The sequence below is a fragment of the Streptantibioticus cattleyicolor NRRL 8057 = DSM 46488 genome (assembly GCF_000240165.1).
Classification (GTDB): Bacteria; Actinomycetota; Actinomycetes; order Streptomycetales; family Streptomycetaceae; genus Streptantibioticus; species Streptantibioticus cattleyicolor.
Window position 1 is genome coordinate 1,226,266 of sequence record NC_017586.1, and the last position, 17,369, is coordinate 1,243,634.

A 17,369-nucleotide genomic window follows, 5' to 3' on the forward strand; every position below is an offset into this window, starting at 1 on the left:
CGCCGCGAGGCGCGAGGGCCGCGGGGTCGCCGACCTCGCGGCCCTTCGCCGTACCGGGGCGGGGCGGAGGCGTGTGCGAGGGATTGACGGCGCATTGGTATGGACCTAACCTCGGCGCGCAGCTGGGGAGTTCAGCATCGCGCTCATCGTTCCGTCACGCGAACGACACTTCGGGAGGTCCCATGCGCGTCCGCCCCGTTCCGCTCCTCGCCGCGGCCGTACTCGCCGGGGGCGGGCTGGTGGCCGCCGCCCCGGCGCCGCACGCCACCGTCACCGTGAGCACCGCGAGCCAGCTGAAGTCCGCGCTGGCCGCGGCGGAACCCGGCGACACCATCCAGCTCGCGGACGCCGTCTACCCCGGCAACTTCACCGCCACCACGCCCGGCACCGCCGCCGCGCCGATCACCCTCACCGGCTCCTCCCGCGCCGTGCTCACCGCGAGCGGCGGCTACGGGCTCCATCTGGACGGCGCGAGCTACTGGCAGGTCCACGGCATCACCGTCACCGGCGGCCAGAAGGGCATCGTGCTGGACTCCGCCACCCACGTCACCCTCGACTCGGTCACCGTGCACGGGCTCCAGATGGAGGGCGTCCACTTCCGGCGGTCCAGCGGCGACGGGGTGATCGAGAACTCGCGGATCTACGACACCGGACGGGACCGCCCCGGCTACGGCGAGGGCGTCTACGTGGGCACCGCCGGCGACCTGACCGACCGGAGCGACCAGGTCCGGATCCTGGACAACACCATCGGCCCCGCCGTGCGCGCCGAGAACGTCGACATCAAGGAGGGCACCACCGGCGGCCTGATCGCCGGCAACTCCTTCGACGGCAGCGGACTGAGCGACGCCAACTACGACGACTCCTGGGTGGACGTCAAGGGCAACGGCTGGACGGTGCGGGACAACACCGGCGTCCACACCCTCAACGACGGCTTCCAGGTGCACGCGGTCGCCCCCGACTGGGGGTGCGGCACGGTGTTCACCGGCAACCACGCCGATCTGACCGGAGCCACCGGGGCCGACCGGTACGCCATCGACGTGACCGACTACAGCGCGGCGTGCCCGGTGACGATCGGCGCCGGCAACACCGTCACCGGCGGCCGGGGGCTGGTCGACCCCGGCGTGCCGGTGGGCTGAGCGCGCCCGCCCGCACGACAACGCGCCCCCTCCCCGCACGGGACGCCGGCGTCGGTCCGGAATCCGGGAACGGCGAAGGCCCGCCCCCTTCGCCTTCCGTTCTAGTGGTCGTCGCAACACCCCAGTTCAGGGGATGCTGCGATGGACTTCAAGATCCGGGAGATCCGGACGGTGGCTCAGGGGCCCAAGAAGCTGCTGCGTGAGCGGGAGGCATACTCCCAACTCATGCAGCAGGGCCTGAGCAACAAAGAGGCGTGCCGGATCGTCGGTATCAACGAGAAGACCGGCCGGCGATGGCGGAACGGCCGCAGCGCGGACCGCCGGCAGAAGGCGGCGCCACCGATCCACGCGGTGGTGCCGCCTTCTGGTCCGTCCCGGTACCTGCGCGAGGACGACCGGATCTACATCGCCGACCGGCTGCGGGAGAAGGCCACGGTTCGGGCGATCGCGGCCGAGCTGGGCCGCAGCCCGTCGACCGTCAGCCGCGAGATCCGCCGCAACCGGCATCCGGGCAACGGCCAGTACCGACCACACGCAGCCCAGGCCCGTGCCGATGCCCGCCGGCCCCGCCCCAAGCCGGGGAAGATCAGCCAGAACCCCGAACTGCGGCGCTTCATCCAGGATCGCCTGCATCTACGGTGGAGCCCCGAGCAGATCTGCCAGGCTCTGCGGGCACAGTTCCCCCAGCGGCCGGAGATGCACGTGGTCCACGAGACGGTCTACCAGGCCCTCTATGTCCAGGGCCGGGGAGAGCTGCGCCGCGAGCTGGCCCGCGCCCTGCGGACCGGCCGCGCCCGGCGCAAGCCTCGCCGCCAGGCCCAGCAGCGCCAACCGCGGTTCTCCACTCCCATGGTGATGATCAGCGAACGGCCCGCCGAGGCGGAAGACCGGGCCGTGCCCGGCCACTGGGAGGGCGACCTCATCATCGGCAAGGACGGAGCCTCCGCCATCGGCACCCTGGTCGAACGAGCCACCCGCTACGTCATGCTCCTGCACCTGCCCGACGGCCGCAGCGCCGAGCACGTCCGTGACGCCCTGACTGACACCGTCCAGACGCTGCCCGCCCACCTGGTGCGCTCGCTGACCTGGGACCAAGACGCGGAGATGGCCGCGCACGGCGCGTTCACCATCGCCACCGACATCCCGGTCTACTTCTGCGATCCGGCCAGCCCCTGGCAGCGCGGCTCCAACGAGAACACCAACGGCCTGCTGCGGCAGTACTTCCCCAAGGGCACCGACCTGTCCGTCCACACCCGCGAGCACCTGGACGCCGTCGCTGCCGAACTCAACGGCCGCCCACGCAAAACGCTCGGCTGGGAAACCCCAGCCGAGCGCCTGCATAAACTGCTCGCGGCCTGATCAACACGACCACGTGTTGCGACGACCCCTAGAAACCGCCCACCGGATGCCGGGCCTTCGTGGCTACCGCCTCAGGTCGGACCAGCGACCGAGGTCAGGGCCGGAGCGTCAGCTCTGGCCGCCGGCCAGCTTCTCGCGGAGCGCGGCCAGCGCCTCGTCCGAGGCGAGCGCACCGGAGGTGTCGCTGGACTCCGAGGAGTACGAGCCGCCGGTCGGCTGACCGCCGCCCTGGGCACCCTGGGTGCCCTCGGCCGCGGCCTCGGCGTCGGCCTCGCGGGACTTGATGACCTGCGCCTGGTGCTGCTCGAAGCGAGCCTGCGCCTCGGCGTACTGGCGCTCCCACTCCTCCCGCTGCTTCTCGTAGCCGGGCAGCCAGTCGTTGGCCTCCGGGTCGAAGCCCTCGGGGTAGATGTAGTTGCCCTGGTCGTCGTAGGACGCGGCCATGCCGTACAGGGTCGGGTCGAACTCGACCGCCGACGGGTCGGCGCCGAACGACTCGTTGGCCTGCTTCAGCGACAGGCTGATGCGACGGCGCTCCAGGTCGATGTCGATGACCTTGACGAAGATCTCGTCGTTGACCTGGACGACCTGCTCCGGGATCTCGACGTGGCGCTCGGCCAGCTCGGAGATGTGGACCAGGCCCTCGATGCCCTCGTCGACGCGGACGAACGCACCGAACGGCACCAGCTTGGTGACCTTGCCGGGGACGACCTGGCCGATCTGGTGGGTCCGGGCGAACTGCTGCCACGGGTCTTCCTGGGTCGCCTTGAGCGACAGGGAGACGCGCTCGCGGTCCATGTCGACGTCGAGGACCTCGACGGTGACCTCCTGGCCGACCTCGACGACCTCGGAGGGGTGGTCGATGTGCTTCCAGGACAGCTCGGAGACGTGGACCAGACCGTCCACGCCGCCCAGGTCCACGAAGGCGCCGAAGTTGACGATCGAGGAGACCACACCCGACCGCACCTGACCCTTCTGGAGGGTGGTGAGGAAGGTCTGGCGGACCTCGCTCTGGGTCTGCTCCAGCCAGGCACGGCGGGACAGGACCACGTTGTTGCGGTTCTTGTCCAGCTCGATGATCTTGGCTTCGAGCTCCTTGCCGACGTACGGCTGCAGGTCGCGGACGCGACGCATCTCGACCAGGGAGGCCGGGAGGAAGCCGCGCAGGCCGATGTCGAGGATGAGGCCGCCCTTGACGACCTCGATGACGGTACCGGTGACGATGCCGTCCTCTTCCTTGATCTTCTCGATGGTGCCCCAGGCACGCTCGTACTGGGCACGCTTCTTCGAGAGGATCAGGCGGCCTTCCTTGTCCTCCTTCTGGAGGACGAGGGCCTCGATCTCGTCACCGACGGCGACGACCTCGTTGGGGTCGACGTCGTGCTTGATCGACAGCTCGCGCGAGGGGATGACGCCCTCGGTCTTGTAGCCGATGTCGAGCAGGACCTCGTCCCGGTCGACCTTCACGATGACGCCGTCGACGATGTCGCCGTCGTTGAAGTACTTGATCGTCTCGTCGATCGCGGCGAGGAAGGCTTCCTCGGAACCGATGTCGTTGACCGCCACCTGCGGGGTGGTGCGGGGGGCCTCGGTGCTGCTCGTCATTAGGGAAAGGACTCCGGTACGGACAATAAGTCGTAGGTACTGCCACGCCGTGAGCCCGTATCGCTTCTGCCGATTCCGGACAGCTTCGAGGCGATGGGTCCCGGATCCGGAATCTTCGCCTCAACAACCGAGAGGTCTGCAACAGACGCGAGCGCAACCTGCTCCGTCCGAGGTGCGCAGGCCCGCAGCGCAACTTGTAGCATACGGGGGCAGCCGGGCATGGTCAATGCGCGAAGAGCACACCAGGGACAGAACGCCCCAGACCGGCGCACACCTCCCCCGCCAGGTCACCGATGAGGGTACGACGAGCGCCGCGATGATCCAAGACCCTACGTTTTACCACCGTGAGCCGGATTCCGTAGCAGTACCGCCGGTTTCGGCCGGAGAACCGGCCGGCGCCGGGCAGCCCGCCGGGGCGGAGCCGGAGGCGGTGCGCCGGACGGCGGGGGCGGCCGAGTCCACCCGGGCCAGCCGCTCGTGGTGGGACCGCAACGCCGACGAGTACCAGGCCGAGCACGGCGGCTTCCTCGGCGACGACCGGTTCGTGTGGGGCCCCGAGGGACTCTACGAGCAGGACGCCCGGCTGCTCGCCCCGGCCGGCGGCCTGGCCGGGCTCGCGGTGCTGGAGATCGGCGCCGGCGCCGCCCAGTGCTCGCGCTGGCTGGCCGCGCAGGGCGCCCGCCCGACCGCGCTGGACGTCTCCCACCGCCAGCTGACCCACGCCCGGCGGATCGGTGCCGGCTTCCCGCTGGTGCAGGCGGACGCCGCCGCGCTGCCGTTCGCCGCCGCCAGCTTCGACCTGGCCTGCTCCGCGTACGGCGGGGTGCCGTTCGTCGCGGACTCGGCCCGGGTGATGCGCGAGGTGCACCGGGTGCTGCGGCCCGGCGGCCGGTGGGTGTTCTCGGTGACCCACCCGATCCGCTGGGCGTTCCCGGACGAACCCGGCCCCGAGGGGCTGACCGCCTCCGGCTCCTACTTCGACCGCACCCCCTACGTCGAGCAGGACGAGGCGGGCCGGGCGGTCTACGTCGAGCACCACCGCACCCTCGGCGACCGGGTACGGGAGATCACGGCCGCCGGCTTCCGCCTGGTGGACCTGGTCGAGCCGGAGTGGCCGGCCTGGAACACCCGGGAGTGGGGCGGCTGGTCCCCGCTGCGCGGCGCCCTGCTGCCGGGCACCGCCGTGTTCGTCTGCGTACGCGGCTGACGGGCGGGCCGGGGTGATACGGAGCGAGGCGGCCTCGCTGCCCGTCGCCGCCGCGCTGCCGGAGCTGCGGGCGGCGCTGGCGGACCACGGCTGCGCGGTGCTGGCGGCACCGCCGGGCACCGGCAAGACGACGCTGGTGCCGCTGGCGCTGGCCGGGCTGCACGGCCCGTCCGGGGCGGCGGACGGGCCACGGGTGGTCGTCGCCGAGCCGCGGCGGATGGCGGCCCGCGCGGCGGCGCGGCGCATGGCGTGGCTGCTGGGCGAGGAGGCCGGCGGCCGGGTCGGCTTCACGGTGCGCGGCGAGCGGAAGGTGTCGCCGGCCACCGTGGTGGAGGTGGTCACCACCGGCGTGCTGGTGCAGCGGCTGCTGCGCGACCCGGAGTTGCCCGGGGTGGGCACCGTGGTCCTCGACGAGTGCCACGAGCGCCATCTCGACGCCGACACCGCGCTGGCGTTCCTGCTGGACGTGCGGGCGGCGCTCCGGCCCGGGCTGCGGATCGTGGCGGCGTCGGCGACCACGGACACCGCGGCCTGGTCGGCGCTGCTGGACGGGGCGCCGGTGGTCCGGGCGGCCTCGGTGGCCCACCCGGTGGAGGTGGTGTGGGCGCCGCCGGCGCGTCCGGTGCGCCCGCCGGACGGCACCCGGGTCGACCCCGCGCTGCTGGAGCACGTGGCGGCGGTGGTGCGGCGCGCGCTGCGGGAACGCGCCGGGGACGTGCTCTGCTTCCTGCCCGGGGTCGGTGAGATCGCCCGGGTCGCCGGGGCGCTCGCGGGGCTCGCCGGGGACGGGATCGACGTGCTCCAGGTGCACGGCCGGGCGCCCGCCGCCGTCCAGGAGGCGGCGCTGTCGCCGGGGACGCGGCGGCGGGTGCTGCTGGCGACCTCGGTGGCCGAATCGAGCCTGACCGTCCCCGGGGTGCGCGTGGTGGTCGACAGCGGGCTGGCCCGGGAACCGCGCACCGACCACGCGCGCGGGCTGGGCGCCCTCGCCACGGTACGGGTCTCCCACGCGGCGGCGGACCAGCGGGCGGGCCGGGCCGGGCGGGAGGCCCCCGGCACGGTGTACCGGTGCTGGCCGGAGGCGGAGTTCGCGGGGTATCCGCGGTTCCCGGCGCCGGAGATCGCGGTGGCCGATCTGACCGGTTTCGCCCTCCAGGCGGCGTGCTGGGGCGACCCCGCGGCGGCCGGGCTCGCGCTGCCGGACGCGCCGCCGGCCGGGGCGATGGCGGCGGCCCGCGGCACGCTGCGGGCGATCGGCGCGCTCGATCCGGACGGCCGGGCCACGCCGCGCGGTCACCGGCTGGCGGCGGCCGGGCTGCCGCCCCGGCTGGCCCGGGCGCTGCTGGACGCGGCCGGCACGCTCGGGGCGCGCCGCGCGGCCGAGGTGGTCGCGCTGCTGAGCGAGGAGCCGCCGCGCGAGTACGGCGACGACCTCGCCGCCGCCTGGCGCCGGGCGGCCTCGGCCCGTGACGGCTACGCCGAGCGGTGGCGCCGGGAGGCCCGCCGGCTGGCCTCGGTGGCGGCCGGGGCGGACGGCGAGGGGGCCGGGCACCGGTGGCCGGACGACGCCGCCGCCGGTTACGTGGTGGCGCTGGCGTTCCCGGAACGGGTGGCCCGGCGGCGCGGCGGCGGCTATCTGATGGCCTCGGGCACGGCGGCGGATCCGGTGCCGGGGACCGGGCTGTCGGGGGCGGCGTGGCTGGCGGTGGCGGTGGCGGACCGCCCGGTGGGGTCGGCGTCGGCGCGGATCCGGCTGGCGGCGGCGGTCGACGAGGAGACCGCGCGGCTGGCGGCGGCACCGCTGCTGTCGGCCGGCGAGGAGGTCGGCTGGGACCACGGCGACGTGGTGGCCCGGCACGTGGAACGGCTGGGCGCGATCGAGCTGTCCGAGCGGCCGTTGCGGGAGCCGGGGCGAGAACGGCTGCGGGCCGCCGTGCTGACGGGGCTGCGCCAGGAGGGCCTGGGGCTGCTGCGCTGGGGCCGGGAGGCGGTGGCGCTGCGCGGGCGGCTGGCGTTCCTCCACCGTGAACTGGGCGCGCCCTGGCCGCCGATGAGCGACGAGGCGCTGCTGGCGGCGGCGGACGAATGGCTCGGCCCGGAGCTGGACGCGGCGCGCCGGAGGGCCGACCTGGAGCGGGTGGACGCCGGGGCGGCGCTGACCCGGCTGCTGCCGTGGGCCTCGGGTGCGGCGGCCCGGTTCGAGGAGCTGGCCCCGCAGCGCGTCGAGGTGCCGAGCGGTTCACGGGTGCGGATCGAGTACGGGGACGGGTCCGGGCCGCCGGTGCTGGCGGTCAAGGTGCAGGAGCTGTTCGGGCTGCGCCGGACCCCGCGCATCGCGGACGGGCGGGTGCCGCTGCTGGTCCATCTGCTGTCGCCGGCCGGGCGTCCGGCGGCGGTGACGGCGGACCTGGAGTCGTTCTGGCGGGACGGCTACCGCGCGGTCCGGGCCGAACTGCGCGGACGGTACCCGCGTCACCCGTGGCCGGAGGACCCGGCGACCGCGGAGCCCACCCGCCGTACCAACCCGCGCCGGTAGGCGGGGCCGGCCGCGCGGACGGTACGGCCGCGGGCCTCCAGCACCAGGGCGAGCGCCAGCAGCAGTGCCCCGGCGCCGGCCAGCCCCCACGGCAGGTAGGTGGTGAGCAGCAGCACCAGCCGGCGCTGGGACTTCACCAGGGCGACGGTGGAGGCGACGTAGTCGGGGCGCATCCGCACGTCCCCGGCGAACGCGGTGAGCGGCGGGGTGCCGGGGCGGCCGGGGTAGCGCATCTCCTCGCGGTGGATCTCCTCGCCGTCGACCGGGGCGCCGGTCACCGGGTCGACCCAGAACATGCGCCGGGTGGTGTACCAGCGCTCCATCCCGGCGGCCCGGACGACGGCCGGGGTGACCCCCAGCGGGAGCTTCCTGGGCACCGGCACCCGGGTCCACGGGACGGTCTGCTCGAAGTAGTAGACCGTCAGCCCGTGGAAGGCGCGGGTGCCGCGGTAGTGGATCGGGGCGGAGGTGCGGGTCTGCGGGTCGAAGTAGTCGTAGTCGCGCTTCTCGGTCAGGAAGGGCCACTTGTACTCGATACCCGTGCGGCGTACCGGGTCGCCGTCCACGTTCTCCCCCGCGGCGTGCACCGGGGCCTGGGAGTGGGCGTCGAAGACGTAGCGTTCGGGGATCTCGGAGACCATCCGGCCGCGCGGGTCGGCCACGTACGACAGGCCGTCCCAGACCACCACGTGGCGTCCGGTCTCCCTCAGGACCCGGCGGGCCGCGGCCACGTCGCCGCGGAGCGTCTGCACGATGCTGACCTTCGGCACGGTGACGGCCTTCATCCGGGTGTAGTCGAGCAGGGTGGCGTTCCTCGCCTCCAGGACCACCACCTGGTACTGGCCGGCCGGGACGCGGGCCAGCCGGGGGAAGGCGTACCAGCGCAGCAGCGGTGAGAGCGTGGCGCACAGTACGGCGAGGGCGAGGACCACGAGGGCGGAGCGCCGGCGCACGACCCGGACCCCGTCAGGGCTGCCGGGGCACGGTGGTCAGCAGCGGCTTCGGCGACGTCGTCCCGGAGGGCGCGCCGGCCGCCGTGACGACGAGCACCAGGGCGAAGGCTGCGGCGGCTCCGACGACCGCGGCGATCAGGGCACGCATGACCGTCCTCCCGACTGCGGGCTGCGGCTGTGCTGCTCCGGCCGGGGTGACGCCGGGCGCGGGCACGGTAGCAACCGGGAGGCGAAATGAGAACAGGTTCCACCGAACGCGGACGCGTGGGGCGGGCCGTCGCCCGGCCCGCCCCTGACGCCGCGTCAGCTCGCGGACGGGCTCGGCTGGGCCTTCACCGACGGCGAGGCGCTCCCCCTGGCCGACGACGGGCTCGGCGACGAGGCGCACGGGGTCGGGGTCGGGCTCGGCGAGCCGCTGGTGGACGGCGACGGCGACGGGGTCACGGTCGGCGTGGCCGAGGGCGTCGGGGTGGCGGTCGGCGACGCGCTGCCACTCGCGGAGGCGGAGGCGGACGGCACCGGGCAGGTGGCCGTCGGCGACGGGGACGGGTGCTTGCCGCCGCCCGGGTGGCTCGGCGCCGGACCGATGCTGCCGCTGACCGAGACCGTGGGCTGCGCGACCGGCGAGGAGCCCGACGAACCGCCGTGCCCCTTGCCGCCGCCGCCATGAGCGGCCGGCGTCGAGGCGGAGGGCGACGGCCCGGCCGAGGGCAGCGCCGGCGGCAGGACGGTACCGGGGCCGCCGACCGGCTCGTCCGGCACGTCGTGGGCGCCCTTGCGGAAGTAGTCGTACCAGGCGCGCACCGTGTGCAGGTAGTCCAGCGAGTGGTTGTAGCCGAGGATCGCGCGGTCCATGTTCTTGGAGACGGACAGGTCGCCGCCGGCCGCGCACAGGTAGTTGCCGGCCGCCAGGGCCGCGTCGAAGATGTTGTTGGGGTCCTTGACCCCGTCCCCGTTGCCGTCCGCGCCCCAGGCGGCCCAGGTGGACGGGATGAACTGCATCGGGCCCACCGCCCGGTCGTGCAGCGGGTCGCCGTCGTACCGGCCGCCGTCGGTGTCGGGGATGTTCGCGAAACCGTTGCCGTCGAGCACCGGGCCCAGGATCGGCCGCAGCGTGGTGCCCGCCGCGTCCACGTCGCCGTTGTCGGCCTGGCCGGACTCCACCTGGCCGATGCCGGCCAGCAGTTCCCACGGCAGATGGCAGCCGGGCCGGCTCTGCGCCACCTTGGCCTCGGCGTTGCGGTAGGCGGCGAACACCGTGGCCGGCAGCCCGGCACCGCCGACGCCCGCGCCCGGCCCCGCGGTGGGCCCGTGGCCGCCCGAACCCCCGCCCGGATGCGGGGACTTGAGCGGCGGCAGGTCGGTGATGTACGGGGAGCCGCCGTCGATCGGCGTGCCCGGCGGCGGGGCCGGGTCCGTCGTACCGTGCGCGGCCGACGCCAGACCAGGGGGCTGCGACGCGGTCAGCGCCGCCATCGCCGCCGCGGCGACCGCCGTACTCAGGACCCCGTTGCGTACCCGTCGGCCGAACCGAGCTGCCATACGCCCTTTCCCCTCCCATGCCGTCTCGCCCTGCGGTGTGCCGCGTCCGGGCCTGCCAGGTCCCGCGCGGGAAGCACGAACCACCCGGCGGCGGGCGCGTGCTGCACCGTGTGCGCCCCCCGGCGCGACAACGCAACGGACCTTACGGCAACTGATGGACCGTAGCCACACCACGGCAGCCACTCTCAACGACGCACAAGGAGTACGGACGCCGTTCACCTCACCGCGCCGGCCGCCACCCCCACGGCACGGGAACGCCACGGCCCCGGGCCCCCCGGGGCCGCGACCGTCACCTCAGTGCGCCGCCGCCTCCCAGTCGTCACCGACGCCCACCGACACGTCCAGCGGCGCCCGCAGCGGATAGGCACCGGACATCTCCTGCCGCACCAGCGCCTCCACCTCGGCGCGCTCACCCGGCGCCACCTCCAGCACGATCTCGTCGTGCACCTGGAGCAGCAGCCGCGAACGCAGCCGCTGCCGTCGCAACGCCTCGTCCACCCGCAGCATCGCGATCTTGACGATGTCGGCGGCGGACCCCTGGATCGGCGCGTTGAGCGCCATCCGCTCGGCCATCTCCCGGCGCTGCCGGTTGTCACTGGTCAGATCCGGCAGATAACGGCGACGGCCCAGCAGCGTCTCGGTGTAACCGGTGACCCGGGCCTCCTCCACCACCCGCTGCAGATAGTCACGCACCCCGCCGAACCGCTCGAAGTACATGTCCATCAGCCCGCGCGCCTCGGCCGCGTCGATGCCCAGCTGCTGACTGAGCCCGAACGCCGACAACCCGTACGCCAGCCCGTACGACATCGCCTTGATCTTGCGGCGCATCTCCGCGTCCACCCCCTCCGGGGGCACCGAGAAGACGTACGAGCCCACCGTGGTGTGCAGGTCCTCCCCCGAGGTGAAGGCGGCGATCAGCCCCTCGTCCTCGGACAGATGGGCCATCACCCGCAGCTCGATCTGGCTGTAGTCGGCGGTCAGCAGCGACTCGTACCCCTCACCGACCACGAAGCCGCGGCGGATCGCCCGGCCCTCGTCGGTGCGCACCGGGATGTTCTGCAAGTTGGGGTCGGTGGAGGAGAGCCGGCCGGTGGCGGCCACCGTCTGGTTGAACGTGGTGTGGATCCGGCCCTCCGGGGCGATCGTCTTGATCAGCCCCTCCACGGTCGAACGCAGCCGCGCCTGCTCCCGGTGACGCAGCATGATCACCGGCAGCTCGTGCTCGGTCTGCCCGGCCAGCCACGCCAGCGCGTCGGCGTCCGTCGTCCACCCCGTCTTGGTCTTCTTCGTCTTCGGCAGCCCCAACTCGCCGAAGAGCACCTCCTGGAGCTGCTTGGGCGACCCCAGGTTGAACTCGTGGCCCACCGCGGCGTGCGCCTCCTTCACCGCCTGCTGCACGGCGCCGGCGAACTGCTGCTCCATCCGCTCCAGCCACTCGCGGTCCGCGGCGATGCCGTGCCGCTCCATCCGGGCCAGCACCGCCGACGTCGGCAGCTCCACGTCACGCAGCAACTCCAACGCGCCGTCCTGCTCCAGCCGGGCCGCGAACACCTCACCCAGGTCGAGCACGGTACGCGCCTGCGCCATCAGCGCGTCGGCCTCCGCCCGCTCGTCCGTGCCGAACGCCAACTGGCCGTCCTCGGCGCCCGCCGGAGCCAGATCCCGCCCCAGGTACTCCACCGACAACGCGTCCAGCGCGAACGAACGCCGCCCCGGCTTGATCAGATACGCGGCGAGGGCGGTGTCCATCGTGACCCCCTCCACCCGCCAGCCGTGCTCGGCGAAGACCCGCATCGCCCCCTTGGCGTTGTGCAGCACCTTCGGCCGCGCCGGATCGGCCACCCACGCCGCGAACGCCTTCTCGTCGGCCTCGTCCAGCCGCGCCGGGTCGAACCACACCGCCGGCCCCGCCCCGCTCGCCAGCGCGATCTCACTGACGCCGCCGCTGCCCAGCGCCCAGGCGTCCACACTGGCCAGCCCCAGCGGCCCGGCCCCGTGCTCCGCCAGCCACCCCGGCAGCTCGCCCCCCTCCAGCACCCGGCCGTCGACCTCCACCCCGCCGACCGCCACCGGCACCGCGTCGTCCAGCGCCGCGCCCGGGTCCGCCGCGAAGAGCCGCTCCCGGAAGTTGGGGTTGCGGAACTCCAGCGCGTCCAGCACCACCTCCAGCGACGGACGGTCGTACGCCTCACGCGCCAGACCGTCCGGACCCGTGGACAACTCCACGTCCCGGCACAACTCCGTCAGCCGCCGGTTGAGTTTCACCGACTCCAGATGCTCGCGCAGGTTCTGCCCGGCCTTGCCCTTGACCTCCTCGGCCCGCTCCACCAGCTCGGCGAAGGAACCGAACTGCAGGATCCACTTGGCGGCGGTCTTCTCCCCCACCCCCGGGATCCCCGGCAGGTTGTCCGACGGGTCACCGCGCAGCGCCGCGAAGTCCGGGTACTGCCGCGGGGTCAGCCCGTACTTCTCCTCCACCTTCGCCGGCGTGAACCGGGTCAGCTCCGAGACCCCCTTGGTCGGGTACAACACCGTCACGTGCTCCGAGACCAGCTGGAGCGCATCACGGTCACCGGTGACGATCAGCACCTCGTAACCGGCCGCCTCCGCCTGCGAGGCCAAGGTGGCGATCACGTCGTCCGCCTCGTAACCCTCCACCGCGAACCGCGGCACCCGCATCGCGTCCAGCAGCTCCCCGATCAGCTCCACCTGGCTGCGGAACTCGTCCGGGGTCTTGGACCGGGTCGCCTTGTACTCCGGGTACTCGTCGAAACGCCACGTCTTGCGCGAGACGTCGAACGCCACCGCCAGATGCGTGGGCTGCTCGTCACGGAGCGTGTTGGCCAGCATCGAGGTGAAGCCGTAGATGGCGTTCGTCGGCTGCCCGGTCACGGTGTTGAAGTTCTCCACCGGCAGCGCGTAGAAAGCGCGGTACGCCAGCGAATGCCCGTCCAGCAGGAGCAGGCGCGGCCGGTCACCACCCGCGGTGCCGGTCGCTGCGGTCGTCGTCTTCGATGCCTTTGCTGCCACGCCCCCGATCCTGCCACGGACCACTGACACTCCGGTCCCGGCGGGCGGGTGAGCGCCCCGTCGCGGAAGGTGACCGGCGCGTTGTCGGCGGCCCGTGGGAGGATCGGAACGAGCACGTCGACCCGGGCCCGCCGCGAGGGCCGGCACGTTCGAAGGGGAGCGAAGATGGCAGCCAAACCGCCCAACGGGGACCCGGTCCAGGACGCGCCCGAGGTCACCGGACCCCAGCACGCGGCGGCCGGGCTGCCCGCCGTCGGCCACTCCCTGCGCATCGCCACCCGCCAGATGGGCGCCCGCCGCACCGCGCTCACCCTGCTCAAGGTCAACCAGAAGGACGGCTTCGACTGCCCCGGCTGCGCCTGGCCCGAGCCCGACAAGCGCCACCGCGCCGAATTCTGCGAGAACGGCGCGAAGGCCGTCGCCGAAGAGGCCACCCTGCGCCGCGTCACCCCCGCCTTCTTCGCCCGCCACCCGGTCTCCGACCTCGCCCGGCGCAGCGGCTACTGGCTCGGCCAGCAGGGCCGGCTCACCCAGCCCATGTACCTGCCCGAGGGCGCCGACCACTACCAGCCGGTGCCCTGGGAACGGGCCTTCGAGATCATCGCCGACGAACTCACCGCCCTGGCCTCACCCGACCAGGCGGTCTTCTACACCTCCGGCCGCACCAGCAACGAAGCCGCCTTCCTCTACCAGCTCTTCGCCCGCGAGTTCGGCACCAACAACCTGCCGGACTGCTCCAACATGTGCCACGAGTCCTCCGGCTCCGCGCTCACCGAGACACTCGGCGTCGGCAAGGGCAGCGTGCTCCTCGACGACCTCCACCAGGCCGACCTGATCATCGTCGCCGGCCAGAACCCCGGCACCAACCACCCCCGCATGCTCTCCGCCCTGGAGAAGGCGAAGGCCGCCGGCGCCCGCGTCGTCAGCGTCAACCCGCTGCCCGAAGCCGGACTCGAACGGTTCAAGAACCCGCAGACCCCACGCGGCCTGGCCGCCGGCGGCACCCCGCTGACCGACCTCTTCCTCCAGATCCGCATCGGCGGCGACCAGGCGCTCTTCCGCGCCCTCAACCGCCTGCTGCTGGAGACCGACGGCGCCCTCGACACCGCGTTCATCGCCGAACACACCCACGGCTTCGAGGAGTTCGCCAAGACCGCCCGGGACACCGACTGGGACGAGGTGCTCCACGCCACCGGCCTCGACCGCCCCGCCATCGACCGGCTGCTGGCCATGGTCCTCGGCGCCCGCCGGATCGTGGTCTGCTGGGCGATGGGGCTCACCCAGCACAAGCACGCCGTCCCCACCATCCGCGAAGTCGTCAACTTCCTGCTGCTGCGCGGCAACGTCGGCCGCCCCGGCGCCGGCGTCTGCCCGGTCCGCGGCCACAGCAACGTCCAGGGCGACCGCACCATGGGCATCTTCGAACGCCCCGCCCCCGCCTTCCTCGACGCCCTGGAGCAGGAATTCGGCTTCGCCCCGCCCCGCCACCACGGCTACGACGTGGTACGGGCCATCCGCGCGCTGCGGGACGGCGAGGCCAAGGTCTTCTTCGCCATGGGCGGCAACTTCGTGGCCGCCTCCCCGGACACCGAGGTCACCGAGGCCGCCATGCGCCGCGCCCGGCTCACCGTCCACGTCTCCACCAAGCTCAACCGCTCCCACGTCGTCACCGGCGCCCGCGCGCTGATCCTGCCCACCCTCGGCCGCACCGAACGCGACCGGCAGGCCTCCGGCGAGCAGTTCGTCACCGTCGAGGACTCCATGGGCATGGTGCACGCCTCCCGCGGCACCCTGGAGCCCGCCGGCCCCCACCTGCTCTCCGAACCCGCCATCGTCTGCCGGCTGGCCCGCGCCGTCCTCGGCCCGCACAGCGTCGTCCCCTGGGCCGAGTTCGAGGCCGACTACGACCGGGTACGCGACCGCATCGCCCGCGTCGTCCCCGGCTTCGAGGACTTCAACACCAAGGTGCGCCGCCCCGGCGGCTTCACCCTGCCGCACGCCCCGCGCGACTCCCGCACCTTCCCGACCGCCACCGGCAAGGCCAACTTCACCGCCGCCCCGGTCGAATACCCGCGGGTGCCCGAGGGCCGCCTGCTGCTCCAGACGCTGCGCTCGCACGACCAGTACAACACCACCGTCTACGGACTCGACGACCGCTACCGCGGCATCAAGGGCGGACGCCGGGTCGTCCTCGTCCACCCCGCCGACGCCGCCGACGCCGGGCTCGCCGACGGCGACTACGCCGACCTGGTCGGCGAGTGGACGGACGGCGTCGAACGGCGCGCCCCCGGGTTCCGCGTGGTCCACTACCCCACCCCCCGCGGCTGCGCCGCCGCCTACTACCCGGAGACCAACGTCCTGGTGCCGCTCGACCACACCGCGGAGACCAGCAACACCCCGGCCTCCAAGTCCGTGGTGATCCGGCTGGAGCCGGTACGTGATCGAGAACACCCGCAGGGGACGGCCGTCGTCGGTTGAACACCTGATAGGACGGTGGCAGTTCCGGCCGGGCGTCCGGAACCGACCCGCGACGACCGAGGACGATCGGAGCCGACCGAGATGGGCGAGCAGACCTCCACCCAGTTCCCACCGGAGATCATCGAGCAGTACGCCGGCCAGGGCATCGACCTGACCGCGCTGTTCTCCGCGGGCCATCTGGGCACCCGGATGGGCATCCAGATCACCCACGCCGCCCCCGAGCGCGTCGTCGGCACCATGCCGGTGGAGGGCAACACCCAGCCGTACGGGCTGCTGCACGGCGGCGCCTCCGCGGTGCTCGCCGAGACGCTCGGCTCGGTCGGCGCGATGCTCCACGCCGGCCCGCACAAGATCGCGGTCGGCGTCGACCTCAACGCCACCCACCACCGCGGCATCCGGGCCGGCCTCGTCACCGGCGTCGCCACCCCCGTCCACCGCGGCCGGTCCAGCGCCACCTACGAGGTCGTCATCACCGACGAGCAGGACCGCCGCGTCTGTTCCGCGCGACTGACCTGCATGCTGCGCCCGGTGACGCCGAACGCCCAGGGAGCGTGAGACGGCACCGGCCGCCGCGCGCCGTCGCGCGCGGCGGCCGGTGTCCGGCGGTCCCGCGATCCGGCGGGCTACTCCTTGCCGACCTCTTCGATGACGGCCTGCGCGACCTGGCGCATGGACATCCGGCGGTCCATGGAGGTCTTCTGGATCCAGCGGAACGCGGCCGGCTCGGTGAGTCCGTACTTGGTCTGGAGCACGCTCTTGGCCCGGTCGACGAGCTTGCGGGTCTCCAGCCGCACCGACAGGTCGGCGATCTCCATCTCCAGCGCGCGCAGCTCGGTGAAGCGGGAGACGGCCATCTCGATGGCGGGCACGAGGTCGCTCTTGTTGAACGGCTTGACCAGATAGGCCATCGCCCCGGCGTCCCGGGCCCGTTCGACCAGCTCGCGCTGGGAGAACGCGGTGAGCATCAGCACCGGGGCGATCCGCTCCTGGGCGATCCGCTCGGCGGCCGAGATGCCGTCCAGCACCGGCATCTTCACATCCAGGATGACCAGGTGGGGGCGGTGCTCCTCGGCGAGTTCGACGGCCCGCAGACCGTCCCCGGCCTCGCCGACGACCTCGTACCCCTCCTCCTCCAGCATCTCCTTGAGATCGAGGCGGATCAGCGCCTCGTCCTCGGCGATCACCACGCGGGTGGTCTGCGGCGGCACGTGCGAAGTGCCGGATTCGCCAGCGTCGTCGGCGGCGTGGGCGGTGATCTCGTCGGGGGCGTCAGCGGCGCTCACTGGGCTCCTCGTTTCAAGGGCGGGGGGTGCCCAAGAAAGCCTACCCAGGTGTGCCGGAGCTCGGTGAACCGGTACACTGCTCACGCAGCGCGCCGGGTTGGTGGAATGGTAGACACGATCGTCTCAAAAGCGATTGCCCGAGAGGGCGTGCGGGTTCGAGTCCCGCACCCGGCACCGGTTCGACCACTCGTTCGGGTGGTATTCGCCAGTTTGGCCTAGGCACCATCGTCACCGAGTGTG

At 73.2% G+C, this 17,369-nt stretch carries 12 protein-coding genes and 1 tRNA gene; 7 read left to right on the forward strand and 6 right to left on the reverse strand.

Annotation, left to right across the window (positions count from 1 at the left end; translation table 11 throughout):
* The first annotated feature begins 182 nt into the window (after positions 1 to 182).
* Positions 183 to 1,136, forward strand: coding sequence for a right-handed parallel beta-helix repeat-containing protein (locus SCATT_RS05190; RefSeq protein WP_014141886.1), 954 nt, complete (start codon positions 183 to 185; stop codon positions 1,134 to 1,136).
* Between the two features lie 225 nt (positions 1,137 to 1,361).
* Positions 1,362 to 2,495, forward strand: coding sequence for an IS30 family transposase (locus tag SCATT_RS05195; RefSeq protein ID WP_410176203.1), 1,134 nt, complete (start codon positions 1,362 to 1,364; stop codon positions 2,493 to 2,495).
* A gap of 108 nt (positions 2,496 to 2,603) precedes the next feature.
* Here SCATT_RS05195 and rpsA read toward each other — a convergent pair whose 3' ends face one another.
* Positions 2,604 to 4,100 (reverse strand): 30S ribosomal protein S1, encoded by a 1,497-nt coding sequence (gene rpsA / locus SCATT_RS05200; RefSeq protein WP_014141888.1) that lies wholly within the window; start codon positions 4,098 to 4,100, stop codon positions 2,604 to 2,606.
* Positions 4,101 to 4,416: 316 nt separating this feature from the next.
* Here rpsA and SCATT_RS05205 point away from each other — a divergent pair, with 316 nt between their 5' ends.
* Together SCATT_RS05205 and hrpB are read left to right on the forward strand one after the other, a co-directional pair.
* A complete protein-coding gene (locus SCATT_RS05205; RefSeq protein WP_014627530.1) occupies positions 4,417 to 5,307 on the forward strand; it encodes a class I SAM-dependent methyltransferase in 891 nt (296 codons plus the stop codon).
* A 13-nt stretch (positions 5,308 to 5,320) separates the two neighbouring features.
* Entirely contained in the window at positions 5,321 to 7,843 is a 2,523-nt protein-coding gene (hrpB, locus tag SCATT_RS05210) for an ATP-dependent helicase HrpB (protein ID WP_014141890.1), read from the forward strand.
* Here hrpB and SCATT_RS05215 read toward each other — a convergent pair.
* The 4 genes from SCATT_RS05215 to polA form a co-directional block, all read right to left on the reverse strand.
* A complete protein-coding gene (locus SCATT_RS05215) occupies positions 7,780 to 8,796 on the reverse strand; it encodes a DUF3068 domain-containing protein (RefSeq protein ID WP_014141891.1) in 1,017 nt (338 codons plus the stop codon). The genes hrpB and SCATT_RS05215 overlap by 64 nt on opposite strands.
* A 13-nt stretch (positions 8,797 to 8,809) precedes the next feature.
* Positions 8,810 to 8,944: an SPW_0924 family protein gene (locus SCATT_RS37885; RefSeq protein WP_014627532.1), complete on the reverse strand. Its 135-nt coding sequence runs from the start codon at positions 8,942 to 8,944 to the stop codon at positions 8,810 to 8,812.
* Between the two features lie 155 nt (positions 8,945 to 9,099).
* On the reverse strand, positions 9,100 to 10,338 hold the full coding sequence (locus SCATT_RS05220) for a lytic transglycosylase domain-containing protein (RefSeq protein ID WP_014141892.1): 1,239 nt from the start codon (positions 10,336 to 10,338) through the stop codon (positions 9,100 to 9,102).
* Between the two features lie 294 nt (positions 10,339 to 10,632).
* Entirely contained in the window at positions 10,633 to 13,368 is a 2,736-nt protein-coding gene (gene polA, locus SCATT_RS05225; RefSeq protein ID WP_014141893.1) for a DNA polymerase I, read from the reverse strand.
* 165 nt (positions 13,369 to 13,533) lie between these two features.
* Here polA and SCATT_RS05230 point away from each other — a divergent pair, with 165 nt between their 5' ends.
* Complete coding sequence (locus SCATT_RS05230; protein WP_014141894.1) at positions 13,534 to 15,846, forward strand: FdhF/YdeP family oxidoreductase; 2,313 nt, start codon at positions 13,534 to 13,536, stop codon at positions 15,844 to 15,846.
* Between the two features lie 81 nt (positions 15,847 to 15,927).
* On the forward strand, positions 15,928 to 16,401 hold the full coding sequence (locus SCATT_RS05235) for a PaaI family thioesterase (protein ID WP_014141895.1): 474 nt from the start codon (positions 15,928 to 15,930) through the stop codon (positions 16,399 to 16,401).
* A gap of 68 nt (positions 16,402 to 16,469) precedes the next feature.
* On the opposite strand, the gene SCATT_RS05240 is transcribed toward SCATT_RS05235, so the two are convergent.
* Positions 16,470 to 17,102 (reverse strand): ANTAR domain-containing response regulator, encoded by a 633-nt coding sequence (locus SCATT_RS05240; protein WP_086010107.1) that lies wholly within the window; start codon positions 17,100 to 17,102, stop codon positions 16,470 to 16,472.
* Between the two features lie 118 nt (positions 17,103 to 17,220).
* Between SCATT_RS05240 and SCATT_RS05245 the strand changes: the two genes are divergently transcribed.
* Positions 17,221 to 17,303: transfer RNA gene (locus SCATT_RS05245), tRNA-Leu, on the forward strand.
* The last annotated feature ends 66 nt before the right edge of the window (positions 17,304 to 17,369 follow it).

What these genes read in the sequence shown, in the direction of transcription:
- SCATT_RS05190 (WP_014141886.1), top strand. Translation starts at nt 183, where the DNA reads ATGCGCGTCCGCCCCGTTCCGCTCCTCGCCGCGGCCGTACTCGCCGGG.
- SCATT_RS05220 (WP_014141892.1), bottom strand. Translation starts at nt 10,338, where the DNA reads ATGGCAGCTCGGTTCGGCCGACGGGTACGCAACGGGGTCCTGAGTACG.
- SCATT_RS05195 (WP_410176203.1), top strand. Translation starts at nt 1,362, where the DNA reads ATGCAGCAGGGCCTGAGCAACAAAGAGGCGTGCCGGATCGTCGGTATC.
- SCATT_RS05235 (WP_014141895.1), top strand. Translation starts at nt 15,928, where the DNA reads ATGGGCGAGCAGACCTCCACCCAGTTCCCACCGGAGATCATCGAGCAG.
- rpsA (WP_014141888.1), bottom strand. Translation starts at nt 4,100, where the DNA reads ATGACGAGCAGCACCGAGGCCCCCCGCACCACCCCGCAGGTGGCGGTC.
- SCATT_RS05205 (WP_014627530.1), top strand. Translation starts at nt 4,417, where the DNA reads ATGATCCAAGACCCTACGTTTTACCACCGTGAGCCGGATTCCGTAGCA.
- SCATT_RS05230 (WP_014141894.1), top strand. Translation starts at nt 13,534, where the DNA reads ATGGCAGCCAAACCGCCCAACGGGGACCCGGTCCAGGACGCGCCCGAG.
- SCATT_RS37885 (WP_014627532.1), bottom strand. Translation starts at nt 8,944, where the DNA reads ATGCGTGCCCTGATCGCCGCGGTCGTCGGAGCCGCCGCAGCCTTCGCC.